The following is a 20,723-nucleotide window of genomic DNA, read 5'->3' as shown; positions in this document are numbered from 1 at the left end:
AAATGACAAATCAGAATATGGTGCTGCCGGCGATCGCCCTCAGGGGAACAACGATTCTTCCGGGGATGATCGTTCATTTTGACGTAAGCCGGGAACGCTCTGTCAAGGCGATTGAAGCAGCCATGCTTCATGACCAGAAGATTTTTCTGGTAACACAGATTGATCCTGAGGTGGAGACACCGGATCTGGCAGGCGTGTACCGCGTAGGAACTATCGCTTATATCAAGCAGGTTGTGAAGCTTCCTCAGAACCTTCTGCGCGTACTTGTAGAAGGAACAGGACGCGCCACACTTGTGAAATTTGAGCAGGAATTTCCATTTATTAAAACAGAGATCACACCGGTTGATGAAGAAGAAATGCAGATGCCTGAGCCAGTGATGGAAGCCATGCACAGGAGTCTGAAAGAATTATTTCACAGATACTGCATGGAGAATGGAAAAGTCAGCAAAGAGCTGGTAGCACAGATTTTAAATATAGAGAATATAGAGGAACTTGTTGAGCAGATCGCGGTAAATATTCCGCTGTCTTATCAGAATAAACAGAAGATTCTGGAAGCACTGACACTGGAAGAACGCTATGAAGTTCTGGGTGCGATCTTAAGTAATGAGATTGAGATCATGCAGATTGGCAGAGATCTTCAGAAGAAAGTGAAAGCCAGAGTCGATAAGAATCAGAGAGAATATATTCTAAGAGAACAGCTGAAACTGATCCGTGAAGAACTGGGAGAAGACAATACTGCAGATGATGCAGAGGAGTTTAAGAAGAAGCTTCAGGAGCTTCAGGCCAGTGATGAAGTAAAAGAGAAGATCAGCAAGGAGATCGAGAGATTTAAGAATACCAACACCAATGTTTCTGAGAATGCGGTACTCCGTGGTTATATTGAGACAATGCTGTCGCTTCCATGGGATAAGAAATCTGTGGATTCCGATGATCTGAAAGAAGCCTGGAAAGTACTCCAGGATGGTCATTACGGATTAAAAGATGTAAAAGAGCGCGTGATGGAATTCCTTTCTGTCCGTAAACTGACACATAAAGGGAAAAGCCCGATTCTCTGTCTCGTGGGACCTCCGGGAACAGGTAAGACATCTATTGCCAAGTCCATTGCAGAAGCTATGCATAAGAAATATGTGCGCATCTGTCTGGGCGGTGTACGAGATGAGGCAGAGATCCGTGGTCACAGAAAAACTTATGTAGGTGCTATGCCAGGTAGAATCACAGCTGCATTACAGCAGGCAGGCGTAAGTAATCCACTGATGCTTCTTGATGAAATCGATAAGACCAGCAGTGATTACAAAGGAGATACCTCAGCAGCGCTTCTTGAGGTGCTTGATCCGGAGCAGAACAGCAGATTTCTGGATCATTATATAGAAGTTCCACAGGATCTCTCAGAGGTACTGTTTATTGCCACTGCAAATGATGTTCAGGGAATCCCGAGACCTCTTCTTGACCGTATGGAACTGATCGAGATCGCAGGCTACACAGAGAATGAGAAAGAGCACATTGCAAAAGAACATCTGATTCCAAAACAGATGGAAGAGAATGGTATCGAGAAAGGAAAGTTGACGATTCAGACAGCAGCCCTTAAGAAGATCATCAATAATTATACAAAAGAAGCCGGAGTTCGAAATCTGGAGAGAACCATTGGTCAGATCTGCAGAAAAACTGCGCGATTGATCATGGAAGAAGATAAGAAAAAAGTCACAATTACTTCTAAGAACCTGTCAGATTTTCTTGGAAAAGAACATTTCAATTATCTTATGGCAAATAAGAAAGATGAGATTGGTATTTCACGTGGTCTTGCATGGACACAGGTAGGTGGAGATACACTTCAGATCGAGGTCAATGTAATGCCAGGAAAAGGCGAGCTTATGCTTACCGGACAGCTTGGCGATGTGATGAAGGAGTCTGCACAGGCGGGAATCACTTACATTCGCTCCATTGCTTCAGATTATAAAGTAGAACCGGAATTTTTCCAGGAAAACGATATTCATGTGCACATTCCGGAGGGAGCAGTGCCAAAAGACGGACCATCCGCGGGTATTACCATGGCAACTGCCATTCTTTCCGCTATTATCAAGAAGCCGGTAAGAGCAGACCTTGCCATGACCGGTGAGATTACACTGAGAGGAAGAGTACTTCCAATCGGTGGTTTAAAAGAGAAACTTCTTGCCGCAAAATATGCGAAGATCAAAGAAGTATTAGTACCGGCAGAGAATAAGCCGGATATTCAGGAATTAGATAAAGAAATCACAGACGGACTTACTATCACATTTGTAAGTTCTATGAAAGAAGTACTGAATAAAGCACTTGTATCCTGATAACACAGTAATGATAAAGAGCATTACTCAGAATCGAAGTGAACAGCAAACAAAGAGCCAGTCTGGGAAATGACTGACTCTTTGCTGTGAAAATAAAAGCGAGGAAATCAATGGTTATTAAGAATGTATCATTAGATATCGTCTGTGGTATCACCAGTAAGCTTCCGGATACCAACAGACCGGAGGTTGCATTTGCAGGAAAATCAAATGTAGGAAAATCATCTCTGATCAACGGACTGATGAATCGGAAATCTCTTGCCAGAACAAGTGCGCAGCCGGGAAAAACACAGACCATTAACTTTTACAATATCAATGAAACTATGTATCTGGTAGACCTGCCTGGCTATGGATATGCAAAGGTTTCACAGTCTGAGAAAGAAAAATGGGGCAAGATGATCGAGAGATATCTTCATACATCCAAAGATCTCAAAGCTGTTTTTCTTCTCATTGACATCCGTCATGATCCATCTGCAAATGACAAGATGATGTATGACTGGATCCTGAATAATGGTTATGAGCCGATCATTATAGCGACCAAGCTTGACAAGCTCAAACGAAGCCAGGTTCAGAAGAATATCAAAGCAATCAAAGAAGGGCTGAAGCTGAGCAAAGATGGCATCATCATTCCTTTTTCTGCTGAAACAAAGCAGGGAAGAGATGAAATCTGGACTCTGATCGATGAGTTGACCGGACTGGCAGCTACTGAAGAAGCCTGAGAAAATAAAATGTTACTGAATAGTTGCTGTCCGTTGATTGCAGAGTACATTTTCTGGGAATAAAATGGACAGTGAATACAAATACGAGGACAAAAATATTATGGGAATTATCAAGGCGTTCAAGCTGGGATTTGACTATCTCAAGTATGATGAAGATGGCAACGTGCAGGATACGCAGCGTGCTGTCAATGATGTAAACCTGGACATTGAAGCCGGACAATTCGTGGCTATTCTGGGACATAATGGTTCTGGAAAATCTACTCTTGCAAAGCATTTGAATGCGCTTCTCATTCCGACGGAAGGGACGTTATGGGTAGATGGGATTGACACGTCTAAAGAGCCGGAATTATGGAAAGTCCGCCAGAAAGCGGGCATGGTTTTTCAGAATCCTGACAATCAGATCATAGGAACTGTGGTAGAAGAAGATGTAGGTTTCGGACCGGAGAACATGGGAGTGCCGACAGAGAAAATCTGGGAGCGAGTAGATGAGAGCCTGAAAAAGACAGGCATGACCTCTTATCGTTATCATTCTCCGAATAAGCTTTCCGGAGGTCAGAAGCAGAGAGTTGCTATTGCCGGTGTGATGGCAATGCGCCCGAAATGCATCATTCTGGATGAGCCAACTGCGATGCTTGATCCGAATGGACGAAAGGAAGTTCTGGAGGCAGTCAGTGATCTTAATAAGCAGGAGGGAGTGACTGTAATTCTGATCACACACTATATGGAAGAGGTTGTACGCGCAGATAAAGTATATGTGATGGACAGCGGAGAAGTAGTGATGCAGGGAACACCGAAGGAGATTTTTTCTCAGGTGGAGACTCTGAAGGAATACAGACTGGATGTGCCACAGGTAACACTTCTGGCACATGAACTTCATAAAGCCGGAGTGGATATTCCGGAGGGAATACTGACTACAGAGGAGCTGGTGAATGCCTTATGTCTATAGAATTAAAGAATGTAACATACACTTACAGTCCGGGAACTGCTTATGAAATCCATGCGCTAAAAGATGTAAATCTTTCTATTCCGGATGGACAGTTTATTGGAATTATCGGGCATACAGGAAGCGGAAAGTCTACCCTGATCCAGCATTTTAATGCACTGATCCGTCCGACTTCCGGTACGATCACATACAATGGAGAGGATATCTGGGGAGAGAAATACGACCGCCGTGCACTGCGAAGTGAGGTAGGCCTGGTATTTCAGTATCCGGAGCATCAGCTTTTCGAGAATGATGTCCTTTCTGATGTCTGCTTTGGACCGATGAATCAGGGACTGTCCAGAGAAGAGGCAGAAGTAGAAGCTAAGAAAGCATTGCAGCATGTAGGTTTTAAGGAAGAAAATTATAGCAAATCTCCGTTTGAACTTTCAGGTGGACAGAAGAAACGAGTTGCGATTGCCGGAGTTCTGGCTATGAACCCGAAAATTCTCATTCTGGACGAGCCGACTGCAGGTCTGGATCCGAAAGGGCGGGATGATATCCTTGATCAGATTGCAGAGCTTCATAAAGTAAGAGGAATTACGATTATCCTTGTATCTCACAGTATGGAGGATATTGCCAAATATGCGGAGAGACTGATCGTAGTCAATGATGGAGAAATAGCCTATGATGATGCGCCGAAGGCAGTATTTGCCCATTACAGAGAACTGGAAGCTATGGGACTTGCAGCTCCTCAGATCACATATATCATGCATGCTCTCAAAGAAAAAGGACTGGATGTAGATGTGACCGCAACTACGGTGGAGGAAGCGAAAGAGAATATTCTGGCAGTGCTGAAAAAGACTGCTCCGGAGAAGCTGCTCCGTACAGATGAGAAGGAAAATAAGGGAGGACAGGAAGCATGATCCGAGACATTACATTAGGACAGTACTATCCTGCCAAATCTGTTCTTCACAGAATGGACCCAAGAGCGAAGCTGGTAGGTACACTTGTATTTATTATTTCTGTATTTGTATTTCATACATTTCCGGGATATGCAGTAGCAACTTTATTTCTGGCAGGCATGATCATAATCTCAAAAGTTCCGCCGAAATTCATGTTCAAGGGACTGAAAGCAATCGTAATGCTGCTTATGATCACTGTAGTATTTAACATCCTGCTGACTCCAGGAAAAGTTCTCTGGCAGTGGGGAATCTTTCATGTAACAGAAGAAGGCCTGAAACTTGCCGGAAGAATGGCTATCCGCCTGACTTATCTTGTGATTGGTTCTTCCGTTATGACACTGACAACCACGCCAAATCAGCTTACAGACGGTTTGGAACGTCTGCTCAGACCACTGAATAAACTTCATGTACCAATCCATGAGATTGCCATGATGATGTCCATTGCATTAAGATTTATCCCGATTCTTCTTGAAGAGACAGATAAGATCATGAAAGCACAGATTGCACGTGGCGCAGATTTTGAAAACGGAAATCTGATCCAGAAAGCTAAGAACATGATTCCACTTCTGGTACCGCTGTTTATTTCCGCATTTCGCAGAGCCAACGATCTGGCAATGGCGATGGAAGCAAGATGCTATCACGGCGGAGACAACAGAACCCAGATGAAACCTCTGCATTATGAAAGCAGAGACTATATTGCGTATGTGGTGATGTTTGCTTATCTGGGAATTGCGATTGTATTCAGAGTCGTGGGAATTTGATTTTTACTTTTTATAATGATATTTATATGATGTTAGGGTCAAAAGGTCTTTTGCCCCTAACTTGATATCTACGAATTGCTCCGCTGCAAAGCAGCTCCCGCAATTCTCAAACATTCGGAATCCGCAGATTTACTACGTAAATCGTTACTTCCTCATGTTTGGCGGGTCCCAAGTTCAAAAGTCTTATCGTGCAAACACGAACGACTTTCTGACCTTTTGACCCTGATATCATTTATATGCTGTGATCCGATAGAGTGGGTTGCAGCATATTGTTTATGGAGGAAAACAGATGAAAAGAATTGGACTTGTAGTTGCATATGACGGTACAAACTACTGTGGATGGCAGACACAGCCAAACGGAATTACCGTGCAGGGGGTATTAAATGATACCCTGTCAGAACTTCTTGGCGAAAAAATAGAAACGATTGGTGCAAGCCGTACAGACGCAGGTGTTCATGCTATGGGAAACGTGGCGGTATTTGACACTAACACTCGTATCCCTGGAGAAAAAATTTCCTATGCACTTAACCAGCGGCTTCCTGAGGATATCCGCATTCAGCTTTCTGAAGAAGTAGAGCCGGATTTCCATCCTCGTTACTGTGACAGCGAGAAAACGTATGAATACCGCATTCTGAACCGCAAATTTCCGGTTCCTACAGAGCGGTTATACACATATTTCTATCACTATAAACTAGACGTAGATAAGATGAAGGCTGCAACCTCATATCTGATAGGACAGCATGATTTTGCCTCTTTCTGCGGTGCAAAAGCACAGGTAAAAACCACCATCCGCACAGTGACAGGAATTGATGTATGGCGTGACGGAGACATCGTAACCATTCGTGTGACAGGAACAGGATTTCTCTACAACATGGTCCGCATCATTTCCGGAACCCTGATCGAGGTAGGAAACGGACAGTATCCACCGGAAAGAGTAAAAACGATCCTGGAAGCCTGCAACCGCGAAATGGCAGGCCCGACAGCACCGGCGCAGGGACTCACATTAATGGGAATTGAATTTTTTGACTAGAAAATAAAAAAAGGGGGAGTAACGAAAAAAGTTGAAAAAACGACATAAAATCTATTGACAGAAACAGGTCATTATAATATAATAACCAAATGTGACGTAGTGCGAAATGCTTAAGCCAATAGCCCAGGCGAAAGTATTTATCAGCGGTTTCGGACATTTCCGCGTTTTTTAGCACCGGCGTTTCCAATAACTTATATTCGCGGGAAATTCCGCGGTTAATTAAACTATCGTTGATAAATAACAGGAGGTAAAACCATGCAGACTTATATGGCTAATCCAGATAAAATCGAAAGAAAATGGTATGTAGTTGACGCTGATGGATGCACTCTTGGCCGTCTGGCTTCCGGAGTAGCAAGCGTTTTAAGAGGAAAGAATAAACCACAGTTTACACCACACGTAGACACAGGTGATTATGTAATCATCGTAAACGCTGACAAGATCAAAGTTACAGGTAAGAAATTAGAGCAGAAAATCTACTACAATCACTCCGATTATGTAGGTGGTATGAGAGAAACCACATTAAAAGAAATGTTAGCAAAGAAACCTGAGAGAGTTATCGAGCTCGCAGTTAAAGGTATGCTTCCAAAAGGACCTTTAGGAAGAAGCATGTACAAGAAACTTTTCGTATATGCAGGACCGGAACACAAACATGAAGCTCAGAAACCAGAAGCTTTAACATTTTAATTAGGAGGTAGAAAACATTGGCTAGCGCAAAATTCTACGGAACAGGAAGAAGAAAAAAATCAATCGCAAGAGTTTATCTTGTACCTGGAACCGGTAAGATCACAATCAATAAAAGAGATATCGATGAATATTTTGGATTAGATACACTGAAAGTTATCGTTCGTCAGCCTTTAACTGCAACAGAAACAGAAGGCAAATTCGACGTATTAGTTAACGTTTATGGCGGTGGATACACAGGACAGGCTGGTGCCATCAGACATGGTGTTGCAAGAGCCCTTCTTCAGGCAGACAACGATTACAGACCAGTTCTTAAAGCTGCTGGATTCTTAACACGTGATCCACGTATGAAAGAACGTAAGAAATACGGTCTCAAAGCAGCTCGTCGCGCTCCGCAGTTCAGCAAGAGATAATCGACTGTTCAGACTATATCAAAAGGTTTACAAAACCCCGGAAAATCAAGGTTTTCCGGGGTTTTCTTATGCCAAATGGGCTGATATAGTTTGACCAAATTTGGCAAAACGAGAGCCGATTTCACCCAATTTTTAGTGGTCCGCATGGGACTATACCCTTTATGATACCGCGTCCATGAAAGAGCTGGATGGCGGTCAGTTGGACACACTGGAGCTTTCCCGCAAAAATGCAGTTCTCCAGATTTGTGATGATAACGATCCGGACAGCACTTTGCTCAGACACGCACCCCTGTCTATGATCGAGACCTTGCAGGATCAGCTGAAAAACCAGCCCAAAGCAAAACATAAAAAGACAGCACCCAAAAAGAGTGCGGAAAGGGAGCTTTGATATGGGAAACTTTACTTTTGAAGAAATGAACCTGATGTGCATTTATAATACCGGCAGCCGTACCGGGCTGATTGACAGCCTGCGTGAAATGCGCGGCGAGCTTTCGCCGGAGGAAACGGAACTGAGGGAGCTGACCGACAGCTATTTATTCTACTATTTTTTCAAGTAGAGTTTTACTAAAAAAGGATGTAGCTCCTTGACAAGATGATGTATAATGTACTTTGTGTAAATTAGAAAGCACCAAGGAGTTTTAGAAATATGAAAAAGCTAATAGAAGTATCATTAAAATCTATCATTTTCTTTGTTGGATGGGCAATTTGCGCATCAGTTATACCGATTCCTGATATTGACAATGCAGCGTTGTGGAGGCTTTTTGCAGAACTAATACCGTTTTTAGCGATTGTTGTTATGACCGTCATTTTTGGGTTTGTAGATCATAAAAAAACCAAGTTACATCTCACACAACGCCCTGTCTATAATAGTACATTAGGAGGGATAGTGGGACTAAGCTGGTTAGGTATATCTGTTGGTATTTTGCTTTTTACCGGGTCTGCGCAGATAGAAGATACTAATCATATTTCTATGCTTTGGCTCTGGATACTATCAGCCTTTATCAACACAATTATGCAGGAAATGTTGGTTCGTGGTTATCTATATCAGATGATAAAGAGAAACTACAATGCAGTTGCGGCAACTATTGTGTCTACCATGCTGTTTACTTTTGCACATGGAGGTGCTTTTGAAGCGGGAATTCTCCCTGTTTTGAATGTTTTGACAATGAGTTTGTTTATGACAGCAGTTTTGGAATATACAAATTCTTTGGTTGCTCCTATAATCGTTCATTTTCTCTGGAATAGTGTAGGAGCGATTATTTTGGGAGGAGTATCACTTGCAGAGGACTATCCGCATTTGTTTAATATGACATTCGGTGGCAATCAACTGCTATCTGGTGGAATTTATAAAATTGAAGGCAGTGTTGTAGTATTTGTTTTGAATGTGCTTATGATAATTGGATTTATTGTGGCAAAGAAAAAGAAGAATATTGCATAAGAAGCCATAAAGCAACAAGCAGGAAATCTTTTAGGTTTCCTGCTTTTCTTTTACCCAAAAACCGAAAGGAGGACAGAATACCATGCCAACCAAAGCTGAACTATATGCACAGATGGCGGACAAGGTGGCAACACATCTCACGGGGAGCTGGCAGGAATGGGCGGGGTTTCTCACCACTGCTTCCCGCCTTTACAAGTACCCGTTCCATGAGCAGCTGATGATCTATACCGTACCGGTTTATGATATGGAGCGAACGATCTGTGATTTGCTCAGAAGCCGAAGTAGAATTGAAATTCAAACATTTCAGGGGGCATTGAAAGCGTATGCTCGTAGAAAAGATAAGAACCTGCGAGCTTTAATGCAATATGCTGGGATGTTTAAGGTGGAAAAGATTTTACGGCAGTATTTGGAGGTGCTTTTATGATAAAAAAAGACAGATTGAAGTCATTGACACTCAGAAAAAGAGCCGAAAGAGATTTTGATTGAAGATTTTGCAGAAAAAATGCAAAATCAATCAATAGATATTGATTTGAGAGTTTTTATTGATTCCGTGGTATAATATTTTAATAGCACCTAAAGTAAGGAGGGTACAAAATGGATAACAATTTGCAAATAAATCAAAATGCGGAACAGACCTATCATTCCATTCGCCAGTCTATTGTATCAGCACAGCATAGGTTAAGTGCTGCGGTGAACTCCACAATGGTAATAACTTATTGGGAGATTGGGGAACAGATTTATAAAGCGTGTGGAGAAAGTGACAGAGCAGAATATGGAAAGAAGCTGCTTCAGTATTTATCTGAACAGCTAACAGCAGAATTTGGGAAGGGATTTAGCGTACAACAGGGTGTCGCGCATTTCTGGCGGACAGCTGGAATAAAGCATTTTCATCTGATTGACACCCTCATCCTCTAGAGAAATATCTGGATTTATAAGCGTATCTAAAGAGATGTGCAGGACCTTTGCCAATGCTCTCAAAATCAAATAGGAAGGATTCATTTTCCCTTTTTCGATATTGGCGATTTGCTTTACAGAAACATGGCTCAGATCAGAAAGTTCCTGCTGTGTCAGCTCTTTATTCTTTCGTGCTTCCCGCATTTTCTGCCCTAAAGCAGTTAAATCATCAATCGGCATAATCGTTCACCTCAAATATATTTTATCGTTCCGATTTGCACAAAGGAATAACCTTATTGTGCTTGAGAACAGGACTGATTATGCTGATTTCTTTTTGATAACATGGTTGCTCCATGATTATGGCGTTTCCGGCTACTAATTGAACTATGAGGATGAATTGCAGATTTCAGCTTTTAGTTCGTTGCCAAACGAGAATGATATTGAATGCGGTAGGGAGGCTAGCAGTTTTATCCGCTCATCTATGAGCCGTTTTTTATTCTCTGTGACATAAAAATTCATCTGGATATTCCGTTTCCGGTTCGCCATGCGCTGCCTCCATTCTTCATAAGAGTTTGAGATTATCTCAACAAACATTTTTCATTTTCGGGCAAGGGACCTGAAAATCTGAAAAATCGCAAGCGGGTACTGGCTTGCTGTGCTTGCTATCGAAACCCTACCTTCTATTTCTCCCTCTACTAATACTACAATTTGAAGCGGAGATTTTGGCTGTTTCCATTTCAAATTATGCAAGAACCGCCTCTGTTCAATGTTGAATAGTTCTATGTTCACGCACACACGCAGGCAATCACTCCCCGTAAAGATAGCAAAGCAAAGTAATTGTCTATTTGGAGCGAAAATGCCTTTTTGGAGAAGAAACATACCGACATATCTGCTATACTGAAATGCGGTTAGTTGGTGCTAACACAAAAGCAAACAGGAGGACCAAATAATGAATAAACTACAAGGAAAAGACCTTATCAATGTTGGAATCTTCACTGCGATCTATTTTGTGGTGATGATGGCGATTGCCATGCTGGGATTTATCCCTATTTTTCTTCCGCTTCTGATCGTGCTGGTTCCGCTGATTGGCGGAATCGTAATGATGCTGTATTATTCTAAAGTCCAGAAGTTTGGAATGGTATCGCTGACAGGACTGATCTGCGGTATTTTAATGTTGCTGACCGGCATGGGGTATTGGAGCATTATTACCGGTGCCGTGTTCGGTGTCCTGGCTGATCTTGTTTTGAAATCCGGCGATTATAAGAGTGCAAAAAAAGGAATCATATCGCATGGTGTTTTTTCTATGTGGATCATCGGAAACTACATCCCCATTGTTGCAACACGGGACAGCTACTATCAGCAGCTAATCAGCGGTTATGGACAAGAGTATGCAGATTCCATTATGAGCTATATCTCGGAATATACGCTCCCCCTTCTTTTGATTGCCGGGTTCGTTTGCGGCGTGATCGGCGGTGTGATCGGCCAGAAAATTTTCAAAAAGCACTTTAAGCGTGCGGGTATTGCATAATGCGCCGTGAATTGTTAGCAAGCAAAAAAAAGGAAACCGGCCTGTCGTTAGACCCTCGGACAAAGTTGGCATTGCTTATCACGATTGCCCTCTTTGTCTTGAGCGGCGGAGGTGGGGCTGCTTCTAAACAGTTTGCTCCTATTTTGGCTGCTGTTCCATTGATCCTGCTGCTCACGGAAAAATCGTGGAAGGGATCGGTTATCTATTTTGTTTTATATGGCGGCAGCTATATATTGCAACTATGGGCGCTCCCCCACCTGTCCGGCCTTCCTAACTTTCTTGTTGTTGCAATCTGCGGTTTCTTTATGCGGTTTGTGCCGGGGATTATGATGGGATACATCACGGTCAGGACAACGACGGTCAGCGAGTTTGTTGCCTCCATGAAGAAGCTGCATTTACCGGAGCAGATTATCATTCCTATGTCCGTGATATTCCGATTTTTCCCTACGGTTGTAGAAGAATATAATGCCATAGGGGACGCTATGAAAATGAGAGGAATCCGTTTTGGCGGGGGCAAAGCCAGTGCAATGCTGGAATACAGGCTTGTCCCTGTCATCATGTGTTCCGTCAAGATCGGGGAAGAATTAAATGCGGCAGCCCTGACAAGAGGATTGGGCGGTCCGGTCAAGAGGACAAACATCTGCGAGATCGGCTTTCATGTGCAGGATGTTTTTTTCCTGCTGCTATGTGTGGTGGCTTTTGCAATTCCTATTGTCACGATGATTACAGGGAGGTAGGTCTATGATCGAATGTAAAAAAGTTTCTTTTTCCTACCATCCAAATGAAACTGACATTGGGGACAGGGAAGGACACGGAACATTAAGAAATATTGACCTGTCTATTAACGACGGGGATTTTGTACTGCTCTGTGGAACATCGGGCTGCGGTAAAACCACACTGACACGGCTGTTTAACGGACTGATTCCTCATTATTACGATGGAAAGCTGGAAGGCACTGTCATGCTTGATGGAGAAGATATGAGCGGGCTTTCCCTGTTTGATATATCAAAAAAAGTGGGTTCTGTTTTTCAGAATCCACGTTCTCAATTTTTTAATGTGGATACGACCAGCGAAATTGCCTTTGGATGTGAAAACCATGGATTGGAAGAAGCAGAAATCCGAAAGCGGGTAAAACTGGTCTCAGAGCAGTTGAACCTTACAAATCTACTGGACAGAAGTGTTTTCTCCCTTTCCGGTGGGGAAAAGCAAAAAATCGCCTGTGGATCTGCCGCCGCTGTGGAACCGGATGTATTTGTTTTGGACGAGCCATCTTCCAACCTTGACGCCTATTCCATCGCTGATTTTCGGAAACTGTTAAAAATATTGAAGTCACAGGGCAAAACAATTATTATTGCGGAGCACCGGCTCTACTATCTTTATGATCTGGCAGACAGGATCATATATTTAAGCGACGGGGAAATACAAGGGGATTATACTTTGCCGGAATTTCAGTTGATTCCGGCGGCGGAAAAAGCTAAAATGGGATTACGGCCTCTTGGCCTGGGTGAGTTTGCAGACATTGAGCCTGCCAGTCTACATTCAGGGCAGGGGATATGGAAACTGAACCACTTCCATTTCGCATACAGGAAACAGCCGGAAACGCTTTCTCTGGAAAATATAGAGCTTCCTGCCGGAAATGTAACGGCGGTCATCGGGCACAATGGAGCCGGAAAAACGACACTATCCCGTTGCTTATGCGGATTGGAAAAAAGATGTAAAGGTATCCTCGAAAAAGAAGGTACTTCCTATTCAAGCAAACAGCGGCTGAAGATATGCTATATGGTCATGCAGGATGTAAATCATCAGCTTTTTACGGAGAGCGTTTTAGAGGAAGTCCTGTTAAGTATGCCGGGGAAAGATTCCGATGAATCGCCTGAAAATGTGGCAAAGGCAGAGGCTATCTTGACAGAAATGGATTTGCTCCCGTACAAAGCCTGCCATCCGATGGGGCTTTCGGGAGGGCAAAAACAACGTGTGGCGATTGCTTCTGCGATTGCCTCTGAACGTCCGGTTATACTATTTGACGAACCTACCAGCGGCCTTGATCTCTTTCATATGAGGCAGGTGGCCGATTCGGTCAAAGGACTTGCCGATTCAGGAAAAACCATTGTGATTGTGACCCATGATCCTGAATTTATACTCAGGTGCTGCAATTATGTGATCCATCTGGAAAACGGCAGATTGGAAGAAAACTATTTCCTCCAGGATACGGAAGGACGGGAACGGTTATTTAATTTCTTTATGATGGAAGGAGGCGGCGGAAATCAAACTGTTTGATGGTAAAATAAACTGCGGCTCAAATGTTAAAAATGTCATTGAAACTGAGGATTGCGTTGTCCTGCAGCTTTTTGACGAGAGCGGCGAGGGAACCATGACAGCCCACAAAATTTTTGATGGCGCTTTTGTGATGTATAGCGATATGCACCTGAAAGAATGTACCTCCTACTTTCAGAGTAGTACGGACAGTTCGCTTCTCTATATAGACCATTGCAGGGAGGGACGGATCGAAAGCGAGATTGACAATCATGCGTATAGCTATTTGCAAGAGAATGAGATGCGTGTGGATGACCGGCGTTCCCATTCGGGACGGTTCTACTTTCCACTCTGCCACTATCATGGGATGACCCTGGGATTTGATCTGGACATTGCTGTGCCGGCGCTGAAAGACTTTTTTGGCGGATTTTCTGTTGATTTGTACGAGCTTCAAAAAAAGTATTGCAATGACAAGAAACCGTTTGTGATTCATAATGAGCCAGGAATTGAACATATTTTTTCAGAGCTTTACTTTGTCCCGCAGCAGATCAAAGGTGACTACTATAAAGTAAAAGCCCTGGAGCTGCTTTTATATCTGGACGCTTTGCAGTTTTCTGATTCCAAAGAAGATCGCCCTTATTTCTATAAAGGGCAGGTAGAAAAAATCAAAGCGATCCATGATCTTATTACGGCAAATTTGCAGGAGCATTACACGATGGATGAATTAGCTGAACGATTCCAGATTTCATTGACGGGGATGAAAACCTGCTTTAAGGAAATATACGGAGATTCCATGTATTCTTATATTCGCCGTTATCGGATGAACGTTGCTGCCACAATGCTCCGACAGGATTCCAAAAAAGGGATTGCGGAAATTGCAGGAGTTGTGGGATATGAAAGCCCCAGTAAATTTGCAACAGCTTTCCGGCAGGTGATAGGGCAGACGCCGATGGAATACCGAAAATCTTTTTTCTAAACGGTGCATAAATGCCGTTTTGGAGAGGAAAGAAGAATTGAATACTGCTACAATGAGGATGGTTAGCAAAGACTACCCATCCTTTTTTCTTTGCTGACTAAAAAGAAGGAAGGTGATTGTAATGAAGCAGCAAAAAGATAATTGGGTGAAAATTCTGTTTTCCTTCGCCGCACCATGCAAGGGGAAAATGGCTCTTTCGGTATTCTGCGCCATTCTGAGCGTTGCAGGAGGGTTTATTCCTTTTTGGGCTGTATATGAAATCCTGCTGGCATTTATCAATCAGAATGTGACCCTGAATGGCATTCTGATTTGGTGTCTGGTTGGAGCAGTGGGCTACCTGCTGCGGGTTGCCTGCCATGGAATCTCTACGATCCTGGCGCATATTTCAGCCTATACCATTTTGGAAGGAATCCGGCTTAAAATTGCGGACCGGCTGATGAAAGCGCCTCTCGGCGAAGTGATGGGGCGGCGAATCGGCTATCTGAAAAATATCATCATGGATAAGGTGGAGGATTTAGAGCCGCCTTTGGCACACATGATCCCGGAATTGACTTCTAACCTCCTACTCCCTGTTGCAATTTTTACCTGGATGATGCTCATTGACTGGCGCATGGGATTGGCGGTTCTGATTGCTCCGGTGCTGGCCATGATTCCTATGTTTTTCCTTATGAGGAATTATAACAGTCAGTACGCCGCTTATATGGAGGCAAATAACCATGTCAACAGTATTATTATTGAGTATGTGGAAGGCATCGAGGTTGTAAAGGCTTTTAATCAAAGCACAAGCTCCTATGAAAAATTTGTTAATGCTGTCCAGTCGTTCAAAGAGTTTACCCTGGCATGGTTTAAGAGCACATGGAAAACGATGAACCTGATGATGGCGATTATGCCCACAACGCTACTGGGGGTTCTTCCTGTCGGCCTTCTGCTGGTACAGAATGGAAGTATTTCCCCCGCAGAGCTTGCAATGGGGATTATTCTTTCCCTCAGCATTGTTGGGCCGTTGATGAAAGCAACCACTTTCATTAACGAAGCAAAGTCTATGGAATATGCAGTAGAGGCGGCAAATGAACTTTTGAACCTGCCTGTGCTGCCGGATTCAGGGAAAATCGTATCCATACCCCGCAATGATATTGTGTTGGAGCATGTAACCTTTTCCTATGACGGCTCCGAGCAAAATGAAGTACTGCATGATGTGAACTTGGAATTGCCAGAGGGAAGTTTTACGGCACTTGTAGGACCGTCTGGCGGCGGTAAATCAACGATTGCCCGTCTGATTGCAAGGTTTTGGGACGTGACAGGCGGCAACATTACCATTGGGGGGAAGAATATCAAAGAGTTGTCTATACGCCAGCTTTCCGAACTGGTCAGTTTTGTGACACAGGATAACTTCCTGTTTAATTGCTCCCTGAAAGAAAATATCCGTCTTGGAAATCCAAACGCCACAGATGAAGAAGTATATGCGGCGGCGAAAGCGGCCTGCTGTGATGAATTTATTGTGCGTTTGGACAAAGGATATGATACCTCTGCCGGTGATGCCGGAAAGAGGCTGTCCGGCGGCGAAAAACAGCGAATTGCGATTGCGAGGGCGATCCTCAAAAATGCTCCGATTGTTATTTTGGATGAAGCGACAGCATTTACTGACCCGCAGAACGAAGATAAAATTCAGAAATCTATCATGGCGTTATCAAAGGGTAAAACTCTTCTTGTGATCGCCCACCGCCTTTCCACCATTCAGAACGCAGATCAGATTGTCGTGTTGAAAAAAGGCCGGATTGTGGATTGCGGAAAGCAGGAAGAATTGTTGAAGCGGTGTCCGCTTTATGCGGATATGTGGAAAGCCCACATCGGGGCGAAGAATTGGTCTGTGAGTGAAAAGAAGGAGGTGGCCGCTCATGTTTAAGTCTATGAAACGGATCATTAAATGGGCGGGGAAATATAAGGGACGCCTCTATCTTGGCTCTGTTTTTTCCTTTTTCAGCAGCCTGTCTACGGCGATCCCTACAATGGCTGCCGCTTATGCCCTTGATAAAGCAATCGCAGCTTATTGGGCAGGCAACACAATAGAATCCTCCCTGATCTGGCAGATGCTTTGGATTATTGTTGGCTCGATTGCGCTTAACTTTCTACTCTCTTATTTGCGGGCGGTGTTGCAGGAAAGCATTGGTTATGAAGTAGCCGCAGGGCAGCGAATCCATTTAGGCGATGTGCTGAAAAGGGTTCCTCTGGGATATTTTTCCAAAAACAGCGTGGGCGATATTCTGACAGGTGTTACCACGGAGCTATCCACACTCGAATTGCAGGGAATGAAGATGGTTGACATCATCATCAACGGATATGCAAAGTTTATTGCAATTCTCCTGTGTTTCCTTTTCCTGAGTCCAGCCGCAGCAGTGATTTCTGTTGTCGGCGTTGCCTTTTCCTCATTGGCCTTACATGGTATCAGCAGGCATAGTGAAAAGACCGCTGCTATCACGCACCAGGCCATGGAGGATATGTCTGGCTCTGCGATTGAATATATCCGCGGGCTGTCCATCGTTAAATCGTTCGGACAGGAAGGGGCTTCTATCGAAAGTTTCCGCAAGGCAAATACGGATTTGAAAAATATTCATATCAAAGTAGAAAAAGGCTATACGCCATTTAACTGCTTGCATCTGTTCTCCTTAAAACTGGCATCTATGGGGATTGTGTTTATCTGTGCATGGCAGACACTTAACGGGCAAATGAGTCTTGCTTATTTCCTGATGTTTGTTCTGTTTTCTTTCGTAATCTTTGGAAGTGTGGAAAACATTAACGACGCGGCTCACATGCTGGGTCTTATAGATTCCGCTATGAATAAGCTGGAAGCTCTGGAAAATGCAGAATATATCGACCAGGACGGAAAAGATATTACACCGACCTCGTATGACATTACTTTTCAGGATGTATCCTTTGGTTACGATAAACGGACTGTATTGCATGATGTGAATTTCACGATTCCGCAGAATACCACAACAGCGATTGTAGGTCCCTCCGGGAGCGGCAAGTCTACCCTGTGCAGCCTGATTGCACGCTTTTATGATGTTGACGCCGGAAAAATCACTTTAGGAGAAACAGATATTCGAGAATTTACCTGTGACAGTTTACTAAAAAATATCAGTATGGTGTTCCAGAATGTATATCTGTTCCGGGATACAATCCGTAACAATATCAAATTCGGCAGCCCGGACGCTTCGGAGGAACAGATGATTGCCGCTGCAAAAGAAGCGCGCTGCCATGACTTTATTATGGCCTTGCCAGATGGATATGATACCGTCATTGGGGAGGGCGGTTCTTCTCTTTCCGGCGGTGAAAAGCAGCGGATTTCGATTGCCCGAGCCATGCTGAAAGATGCGCCGATTGTTATTTTGGATGAGGCCACGGCCAGCATTGACCCAGAGAATGAGCATTTGATTCAAGAGGCTATTTCCGCACTGACACATGGTAAAACAATCATAACGATTGCCCATAGACTGGCGACGATTGAAAATGCGGATCAAATTCTTGTCATTGATGGTGGAACCGTCGTGCAGAAAGGAACCCATAAGGAATTGCTGGCTCAAAGGGGAACCTATCAGGAATTTATTAAGATTCGGGAACAGACTGAGGGCTGGAGGATTCAACAATAAGCATAAAGGAGGAACTGATGAAGATTCATGCGTCTGGGGAGGATTATCTGGAGGCTATCCTTGTTCTACAAAAGAAAATGGGCATGGTCCGCTCCATTGATCTTGCCCGGCACATGGGCTTTAGCAAACCGAGTATCAGCCATGCGGTAGGCGTTTTGAAAAATGGAGGTTTTCTGACCGTGGCTGATGATGGGTTCCTTCATCTGACCGTCATAGGTCGGGAGATTGCCGAGAAAATCTATGAACGCCATTTGTTTTTTATGGAGCAGTTTGTCGCTGCTGGCGTCGATCAGGAAACAGCGGAACAAGACGCCTGCCGGATTGAACACGCCATCAGTGATACATCTTTCCGAAAGCTGAAGGAGAAAGTACAAGGAACCGATTAGCGCACACCGGCTCCGCTCTGCATAATAAGTTATCTGCCCCGTCCGGGGAAAGAAAAAAACCGTTGACTGGGGCAGATAATTTCGTGCGCTATTTTAAGGTTTGAACTCAATCGGCGGTTTTGAAGGACAATTTCAGAGCCGCCGTTTCTTTGCGTTTACACAAACTAATGACGACTTGCAGGGACACGGTAGCCGCTTGGAGGTTAATTTGCCGTGTCTCTTTTGCTTTTTCAAAGCTCCCATGATCTACATCAATTAAAAAAAGCATTGCCCCTCCTCCGGGCAAGTATAGCATCGCATCGGCATTATCGTTCCATGTGATTCAGTATAATAATGACTGTTCTTGGCGTGCCAGTTTCCCATTGCGGGAATCTGGCGTTTTTTGTTGCCTTTTTTTCGGAGATAATCCGGCTGTATACCGGTGCCGTTCCCCACCTCCATTCGATTCACTCGTCAATCACCCGTGAATCGAAATGGAGGTACATAATGAAGAAAATTAACCTTCGGGAATTTTATCCTGATGTTTATACAACAGATTTTTTTGTAGATGTGACAGAGGAAGTAATGGAGACTATTCGAGCAGCCGAACGTGCGGAGGCTGCGTATGAGCGAAAGATGTATCGTTATAAAGCACAGTATTCTCTGGATTGCGAGAATGGCATTGAAAATGCGGTGCTGTTAAAGCCGCAAACACCGGAGATCATCAAACCTCTGGGAGAGATGTATATGGAAGAAGTGACTGCTGACGATATTCGGCTGGCACTTGTTCCATTGTCAAAGAAATCGGAAGGCTTATATAATAAGCTATAAATGAGCAAGTTCGTGATTTTGCATAAAAAGAAAGACACCTTAAATCGTTTGTGTTGTATAATGAAAGTAACCAAACAAACATTGCAACATTTACGAAAGAAGGTGCCTCTCGCAAATACTATACATCATTCTACATTCATATACAACCAGTTGAAGAAATTAAATTTATGCAAATCTTTTTCGGTGTTACTGTTCACACCTCGCGGGATATTACCAGTGAACAGTAACGTTTGGATTGCTATTTTTATGCAACTGTTTCTTGCTGCTCTTGACAAAATAATTTTTAGAGATTATAATTATAACAGCGTTATATATCACTGTTATATAGGAGGTATGCAAAATTAACGGAAATGGAACGACTTTAGAAAATATCCACCGGGCAGCGAAAGCAGAATTTTTAGAAAAAGGATATAAAGACGCTTCCCTGCGGAATATTGTGAAATCCGTGGGAATGACTACCGGAGCCTTTTACGGATATTACAAAAGCAAAGAAGAACTTTTTGAAGCCATCGTTGGTGAACATTATGAATATATTCGTAACCGTTTTATAAAGGCACAGCAGGAGTTCGCCGAACTACCAGCTGCCCAGCAGCCGGAAGTCATGAGTGATATTTCGGGAATCTGCATGTACGATATTCTCTATTATGCGTACGAACATTTAGAGGAATGTAAACTGATTCTCTGCTGTTCGGAAGGGACAAAATTTGCCGGGCTAATTGATGAAATGGTGGAGATTGAGGTAGATGGGACGCATGCCTATCAGGATGTCTTAAGGCAGCTTGGACGGCCCTCTCCGCATATCGATCCTTCGCTGGAGCATATTCTGATCACCGGAATGCTTCATACTTTTTTTGAATTGATCATCCACGAAATGCCGCTCAAAGATGCCGAAAACTACGTTAGAGAAATGCGCGCCTTTTATACGGCGGGATGGATGAAAATTATGGGGCAGTAATGCCTTATAATTTTTGCCTGTAAGTTAGCTATA

At 43.6% G+C, this 20,723-nt stretch carries 20 protein-coding genes and 4 pseudogenes; 22 read left to right on the top strand and 2 right to left on the bottom strand.

The annotated features are described in order from the left end of the window. Nucleotides 1–2 precede the first annotated feature (2 nt). From lon to AC058W_RS01415, 13 genes and pseudogenes are all read left to right on the top strand, one after another. Nucleotides 3–2,318 carry an endopeptidase La gene (lon, locus tag AC058W_RS01475; RefSeq protein ID WP_118247526.1) on the top strand — a complete coding sequence of 772 codons (2,316 nt, stop codon included), beginning with the start codon at nt 3–5 and terminating at the stop codon, nt 2,316–2,318. Between the two features lie 110 nt (nt 2,319–2,428). Then, nucleotides 2,429–3,034, top strand: coding sequence for a ribosome biogenesis GTP-binding protein YihA/YsxC (yihA, locus tag AC058W_RS01470; RefSeq protein ID WP_117677249.1), 606 nt, complete (start codon nt 2,429–2,431; stop codon nt 3,032–3,034). Between the two features lie 100 nt (nt 3,035–3,134). Continuing rightward, nucleotides 3,135–3,980, top strand: coding sequence for an energy-coupling factor transporter ATPase (locus AC058W_RS01465; protein ID WP_117677277.1), 846 nt, complete (start codon nt 3,135–3,137; stop codon nt 3,978–3,980). Next, nucleotides 3,971–4,879 (top strand): energy-coupling factor transporter ATPase, encoded by a 909-nt coding sequence (locus tag AC058W_RS01460; RefSeq protein WP_117677248.1) that lies wholly within the window; start codon nt 3,971–3,973, stop codon nt 4,877–4,879. The genes AC058W_RS01465 and AC058W_RS01460 overlap by 10 nt, the downstream gene beginning before the upstream one ends. Beyond that, nucleotides 4,876–5,679 carry an energy-coupling factor transporter transmembrane component T family protein gene (locus AC058W_RS01455; protein ID WP_118630313.1) on the top strand — a complete coding sequence of 268 codons (804 nt, stop codon included), beginning with the start codon at nt 4,876–4,878 and terminating at the stop codon, nt 5,677–5,679. Before AC058W_RS01460 ends, AC058W_RS01455 begins: the two co-directional genes overlap by 4 nt. 289 nt (nt 5,680–5,968) lie before the next feature. Then, a complete protein-coding gene (gene truA / locus AC058W_RS01450) occupies nt 5,969–6,709 on the top strand; it encodes a tRNA pseudouridine(38-40) synthase TruA (protein WP_008705977.1) in 741 nt (246 codons plus the stop codon). Nucleotides 6,710–6,964: 255 nt separating this feature from the next. Beyond that, nucleotides 6,965–7,393: a 50S ribosomal protein L13 gene (rplM, locus tag AC058W_RS01445; RefSeq protein ID WP_117677246.1), complete on the top strand. Its 429-nt coding sequence runs from the start codon at nt 6,965–6,967 to the stop codon at nt 7,391–7,393. Nucleotides 7,394–7,410: 17 nt separating this feature from the next. Then, nucleotides 7,411–7,803, top strand: coding sequence for a 30S ribosomal protein S9 (gene rpsI / locus AC058W_RS01440; protein WP_479389616.1), 393 nt, complete (start codon nt 7,411–7,413; stop codon nt 7,801–7,803). A 139-nt stretch (nt 7,804–7,942) separates the two neighbouring features. After that, a pseudogene (locus tag AC058W_RS01435) lies at nt 7,943–8,161 on the top strand (LPD16 domain-containing protein); the annotation flags it as partial. A 31-nt stretch (nt 8,162–8,192) separates the two neighbouring features. After that, nucleotides 8,193–8,339 (top strand): annotated as a pseudogene (locus AC058W_RS01430) (transposon-transfer assisting family protein); the annotation flags it as partial. Nucleotides 8,340–8,449: 110 nt separating this feature from the next. After that, on the top strand, nt 8,450–9,241 hold the full coding sequence (locus AC058W_RS01425; protein ID WP_119242522.1) for a CPBP family intramembrane glutamic endopeptidase: 792 nt from the start codon (nt 8,450–8,452) through the stop codon (nt 9,239–9,241). A 223-nt stretch (nt 9,242–9,464) separates the two neighbouring features. Continuing rightward, nucleotides 9,465–9,665, top strand: a pseudogene (locus tag AC058W_RS01420) (type IV toxin-antitoxin system AbiEi family antitoxin domain-containing protein); the annotation flags it as partial. 170 nt (nt 9,666–9,835) lie between these two features. Beyond that, nucleotides 9,836–10,156: a DUF1016 N-terminal domain-containing protein gene (locus AC058W_RS01415; RefSeq protein ID WP_479389615.1), complete on the top strand. Its 321-nt coding sequence runs from the start codon at nt 9,836–9,838 to the stop codon at nt 10,154–10,156. Here AC058W_RS01415 and AC058W_RS01410 read toward each other — a convergent pair. After that, a complete protein-coding gene (locus tag AC058W_RS01410) occupies nt 10,049–10,375 on the bottom strand; it encodes a helix-turn-helix domain-containing protein (RefSeq protein WP_479389614.1) in 327 nt (108 codons plus the stop codon). The genes AC058W_RS01415 and AC058W_RS01410 overlap by 108 nt on opposite strands. Nucleotides 10,376–11,084: 709 nt before the next feature. Here AC058W_RS01410 and AC058W_RS01405 point away from each other — a divergent pair. The 7 genes from AC058W_RS01405 to AC058W_RS01375 all read left to right on the top strand — a co-directional run bounded on the left by AC058W_RS01405 (nt 11,085) and on the right by AC058W_RS01375 (nt 18,925). Then, nucleotides 11,085–11,663: an MptD family putative ECF transporter S component gene (locus AC058W_RS01405; protein ID WP_479389613.1), complete on the top strand. Its 579-nt coding sequence runs from the start codon at nt 11,085–11,087 to the stop codon at nt 11,661–11,663. Then, nucleotides 11,663–12,400: an energy-coupling factor transporter transmembrane component T gene (locus AC058W_RS01400; RefSeq protein ID WP_008728411.1), complete on the top strand. Its 738-nt coding sequence runs from the start codon at nt 11,663–11,665 to the stop codon at nt 12,398–12,400. Before AC058W_RS01405 ends, AC058W_RS01400 begins: the two co-directional genes overlap by 1 nt. 4 nt (nt 12,401–12,404) lie before the next feature. Continuing rightward, nucleotides 12,405–13,940, top strand: coding sequence for an ABC transporter ATP-binding protein (locus AC058W_RS01395; protein WP_119242525.1), 1,536 nt, complete (start codon nt 12,405–12,407; stop codon nt 13,938–13,940). Between the two features lie 94 nt (nt 13,941–14,034). Beyond that, complete coding sequence (locus tag AC058W_RS01390; RefSeq protein ID WP_181977732.1) at nt 14,035–14,892, top strand: AraC family transcriptional regulator; 858 nt, start codon at nt 14,035–14,037, stop codon at nt 14,890–14,892. A gap of 121 nt (nt 14,893–15,013) precedes the next feature. Further along, nucleotides 15,014–16,795: an ABC transporter ATP-binding protein gene (locus AC058W_RS01385; protein ID WP_118609979.1), complete on the top strand. Its 1,782-nt coding sequence runs from the start codon at nt 15,014–15,016 to the stop codon at nt 16,793–16,795. Continuing rightward, on the top strand, nt 16,788–18,539 hold the full coding sequence (locus AC058W_RS01380; RefSeq protein WP_479389612.1) for an ABC transporter ATP-binding protein: 1,752 nt from the start codon (nt 16,788–16,790) through the stop codon (nt 18,537–18,539). Before AC058W_RS01385 ends, AC058W_RS01380 begins: the two co-directional genes overlap by 8 nt. Before the next feature lie 17 nt (nt 18,540–18,556). After that, complete coding sequence (locus tag AC058W_RS01375; RefSeq protein ID WP_117677316.1) at nt 18,557–18,925, top strand: metal-dependent transcriptional regulator; 369 nt, start codon at nt 18,557–18,559, stop codon at nt 18,923–18,925. 106 nt (nt 18,926–19,031) lie between these two features. Here the strand turns inward: AC058W_RS01375 and AC058W_RS01370 are convergent, their stop codons facing one another. Then, the gene (locus AC058W_RS01370) at nt 19,032–19,193 is read right to left on the bottom strand and encodes a hypothetical protein (protein ID WP_015529866.1); all 162 of its coding nucleotides are present in this window, start codon (nt 19,191–19,193) and stop codon (nt 19,032–19,034) included. 218 nt (nt 19,194–19,411) lie between these two features. On the opposite strand from AC058W_RS01370, the pseudogene AC058W_RS01365 reads away from it, so the two are divergent. Both AC058W_RS01365 and AC058W_RS01360 read left to right on the top strand, forming a co-directional pair. Beyond that, nucleotides 19,412–19,660: pseudogene (locus AC058W_RS01365) on the top strand (sigma-70 family RNA polymerase sigma factor); the annotation flags it as partial. Nucleotides 19,661–20,075: 415 nt separating this feature from the next. Next, the gene (locus AC058W_RS01360; RefSeq protein ID WP_117846173.1) at nt 20,076–20,690 is read left to right on the top strand and encodes a TetR/AcrR family transcriptional regulator; all 615 of its coding nucleotides are present in this window, start codon (nt 20,076–20,078) and stop codon (nt 20,688–20,690) included. The last annotated feature ends 33 nt before the right edge of the window (nt 20,691–20,723 follow it).

Source organism: Blautia sp. CGZ-1-C1, from assembly GCF_056504575.1.
Note: the sequence above shows the minus strand (reverse complement) of the source record. Positions and strands in the feature narration are given on the sequence as shown.

Excerpts from the sequence above, each read along its gene's own strand:
- yihA (WP_117677249.1), top strand. The coding sequence starts at position 2,429 with ATGGTTATTAAGAATGTATCATTAGATATCGTCTGTGGTATCACCAGT.
- AC058W_RS01455 (WP_118630313.1), top strand. The coding sequence starts at position 4,876 with ATGATCCGAGACATTACATTAGGACAGTACTATCCTGCCAAATCTGTT.
- AC058W_RS01385 (WP_118609979.1), top strand. The coding sequence starts at position 15,014 with ATGAAGCAGCAAAAAGATAATTGGGTGAAAATTCTGTTTTCCTTCGCC.
- AC058W_RS01410 (WP_479389614.1), bottom strand. The coding sequence starts at position 10,375 with ATGCCGATTGATGATTTAACTGCTTTAGGGCAGAAAATGCGGGAAGCA.
- AC058W_RS01395 (WP_119242525.1), top strand. The coding sequence starts at position 12,405 with ATGATCGAATGTAAAAAAGTTTCTTTTTCCTACCATCCAAATGAAACT.
- truA (WP_008705977.1), top strand. The coding sequence starts at position 5,969 with ATGAAAAGAATTGGACTTGTAGTTGCATATGACGGTACAAACTACTGT.
- AC058W_RS01415 (WP_479389615.1), top strand. The coding sequence starts at position 9,836 with ATGGATAACAATTTGCAAATAAATCAAAATGCGGAACAGACCTATCAT.
- rplM (WP_117677246.1), top strand. The coding sequence starts at position 6,965 with ATGCAGACTTATATGGCTAATCCAGATAAAATCGAAAGAAAATGGTAT.
- AC058W_RS01405 (WP_479389613.1), top strand. The coding sequence starts at position 11,085 with ATGAATAAACTACAAGGAAAAGACCTTATCAATGTTGGAATCTTCACT.
- AC058W_RS01380 (WP_479389612.1), top strand. The coding sequence starts at position 16,788 with ATGTTTAAGTCTATGAAACGGATCATTAAATGGGCGGGGAAATATAAG.
- AC058W_RS01425 (WP_119242522.1), top strand. The coding sequence starts at position 8,450 with ATGAAAAAGCTAATAGAAGTATCATTAAAATCTATCATTTTCTTTGTT.
- lon (WP_118247526.1), top strand. The coding sequence starts at position 3 with ATGACAAATCAGAATATGGTGCTGCCGGCGATCGCCCTCAGGGGAACA.
- AC058W_RS01390 (WP_181977732.1), top strand. The coding sequence starts at position 14,035 with ATGACAGCCCACAAAATTTTTGATGGCGCTTTTGTGATGTATAGCGAT.
- AC058W_RS01370 (WP_015529866.1), bottom strand. The coding sequence starts at position 19,193 with ATGCTTTTTTTAATTGATGTAGATCATGGGAGCTTTGAAAAAGCAAAA.
- AC058W_RS01375 (WP_117677316.1), top strand. The coding sequence starts at position 18,557 with ATGAAGATTCATGCGTCTGGGGAGGATTATCTGGAGGCTATCCTTGTT.
- AC058W_RS01460 (WP_117677248.1), top strand. The coding sequence starts at position 3,971 with ATGTCTATAGAATTAAAGAATGTAACATACACTTACAGTCCGGGAACT.
- AC058W_RS01465 (WP_117677277.1), top strand. The coding sequence starts at position 3,135 with ATGGGAATTATCAAGGCGTTCAAGCTGGGATTTGACTATCTCAAGTAT.
- AC058W_RS01400 (WP_008728411.1), top strand. The coding sequence starts at position 11,663 with ATGCGCCGTGAATTGTTAGCAAGCAAAAAAAAGGAAACCGGCCTGTCG.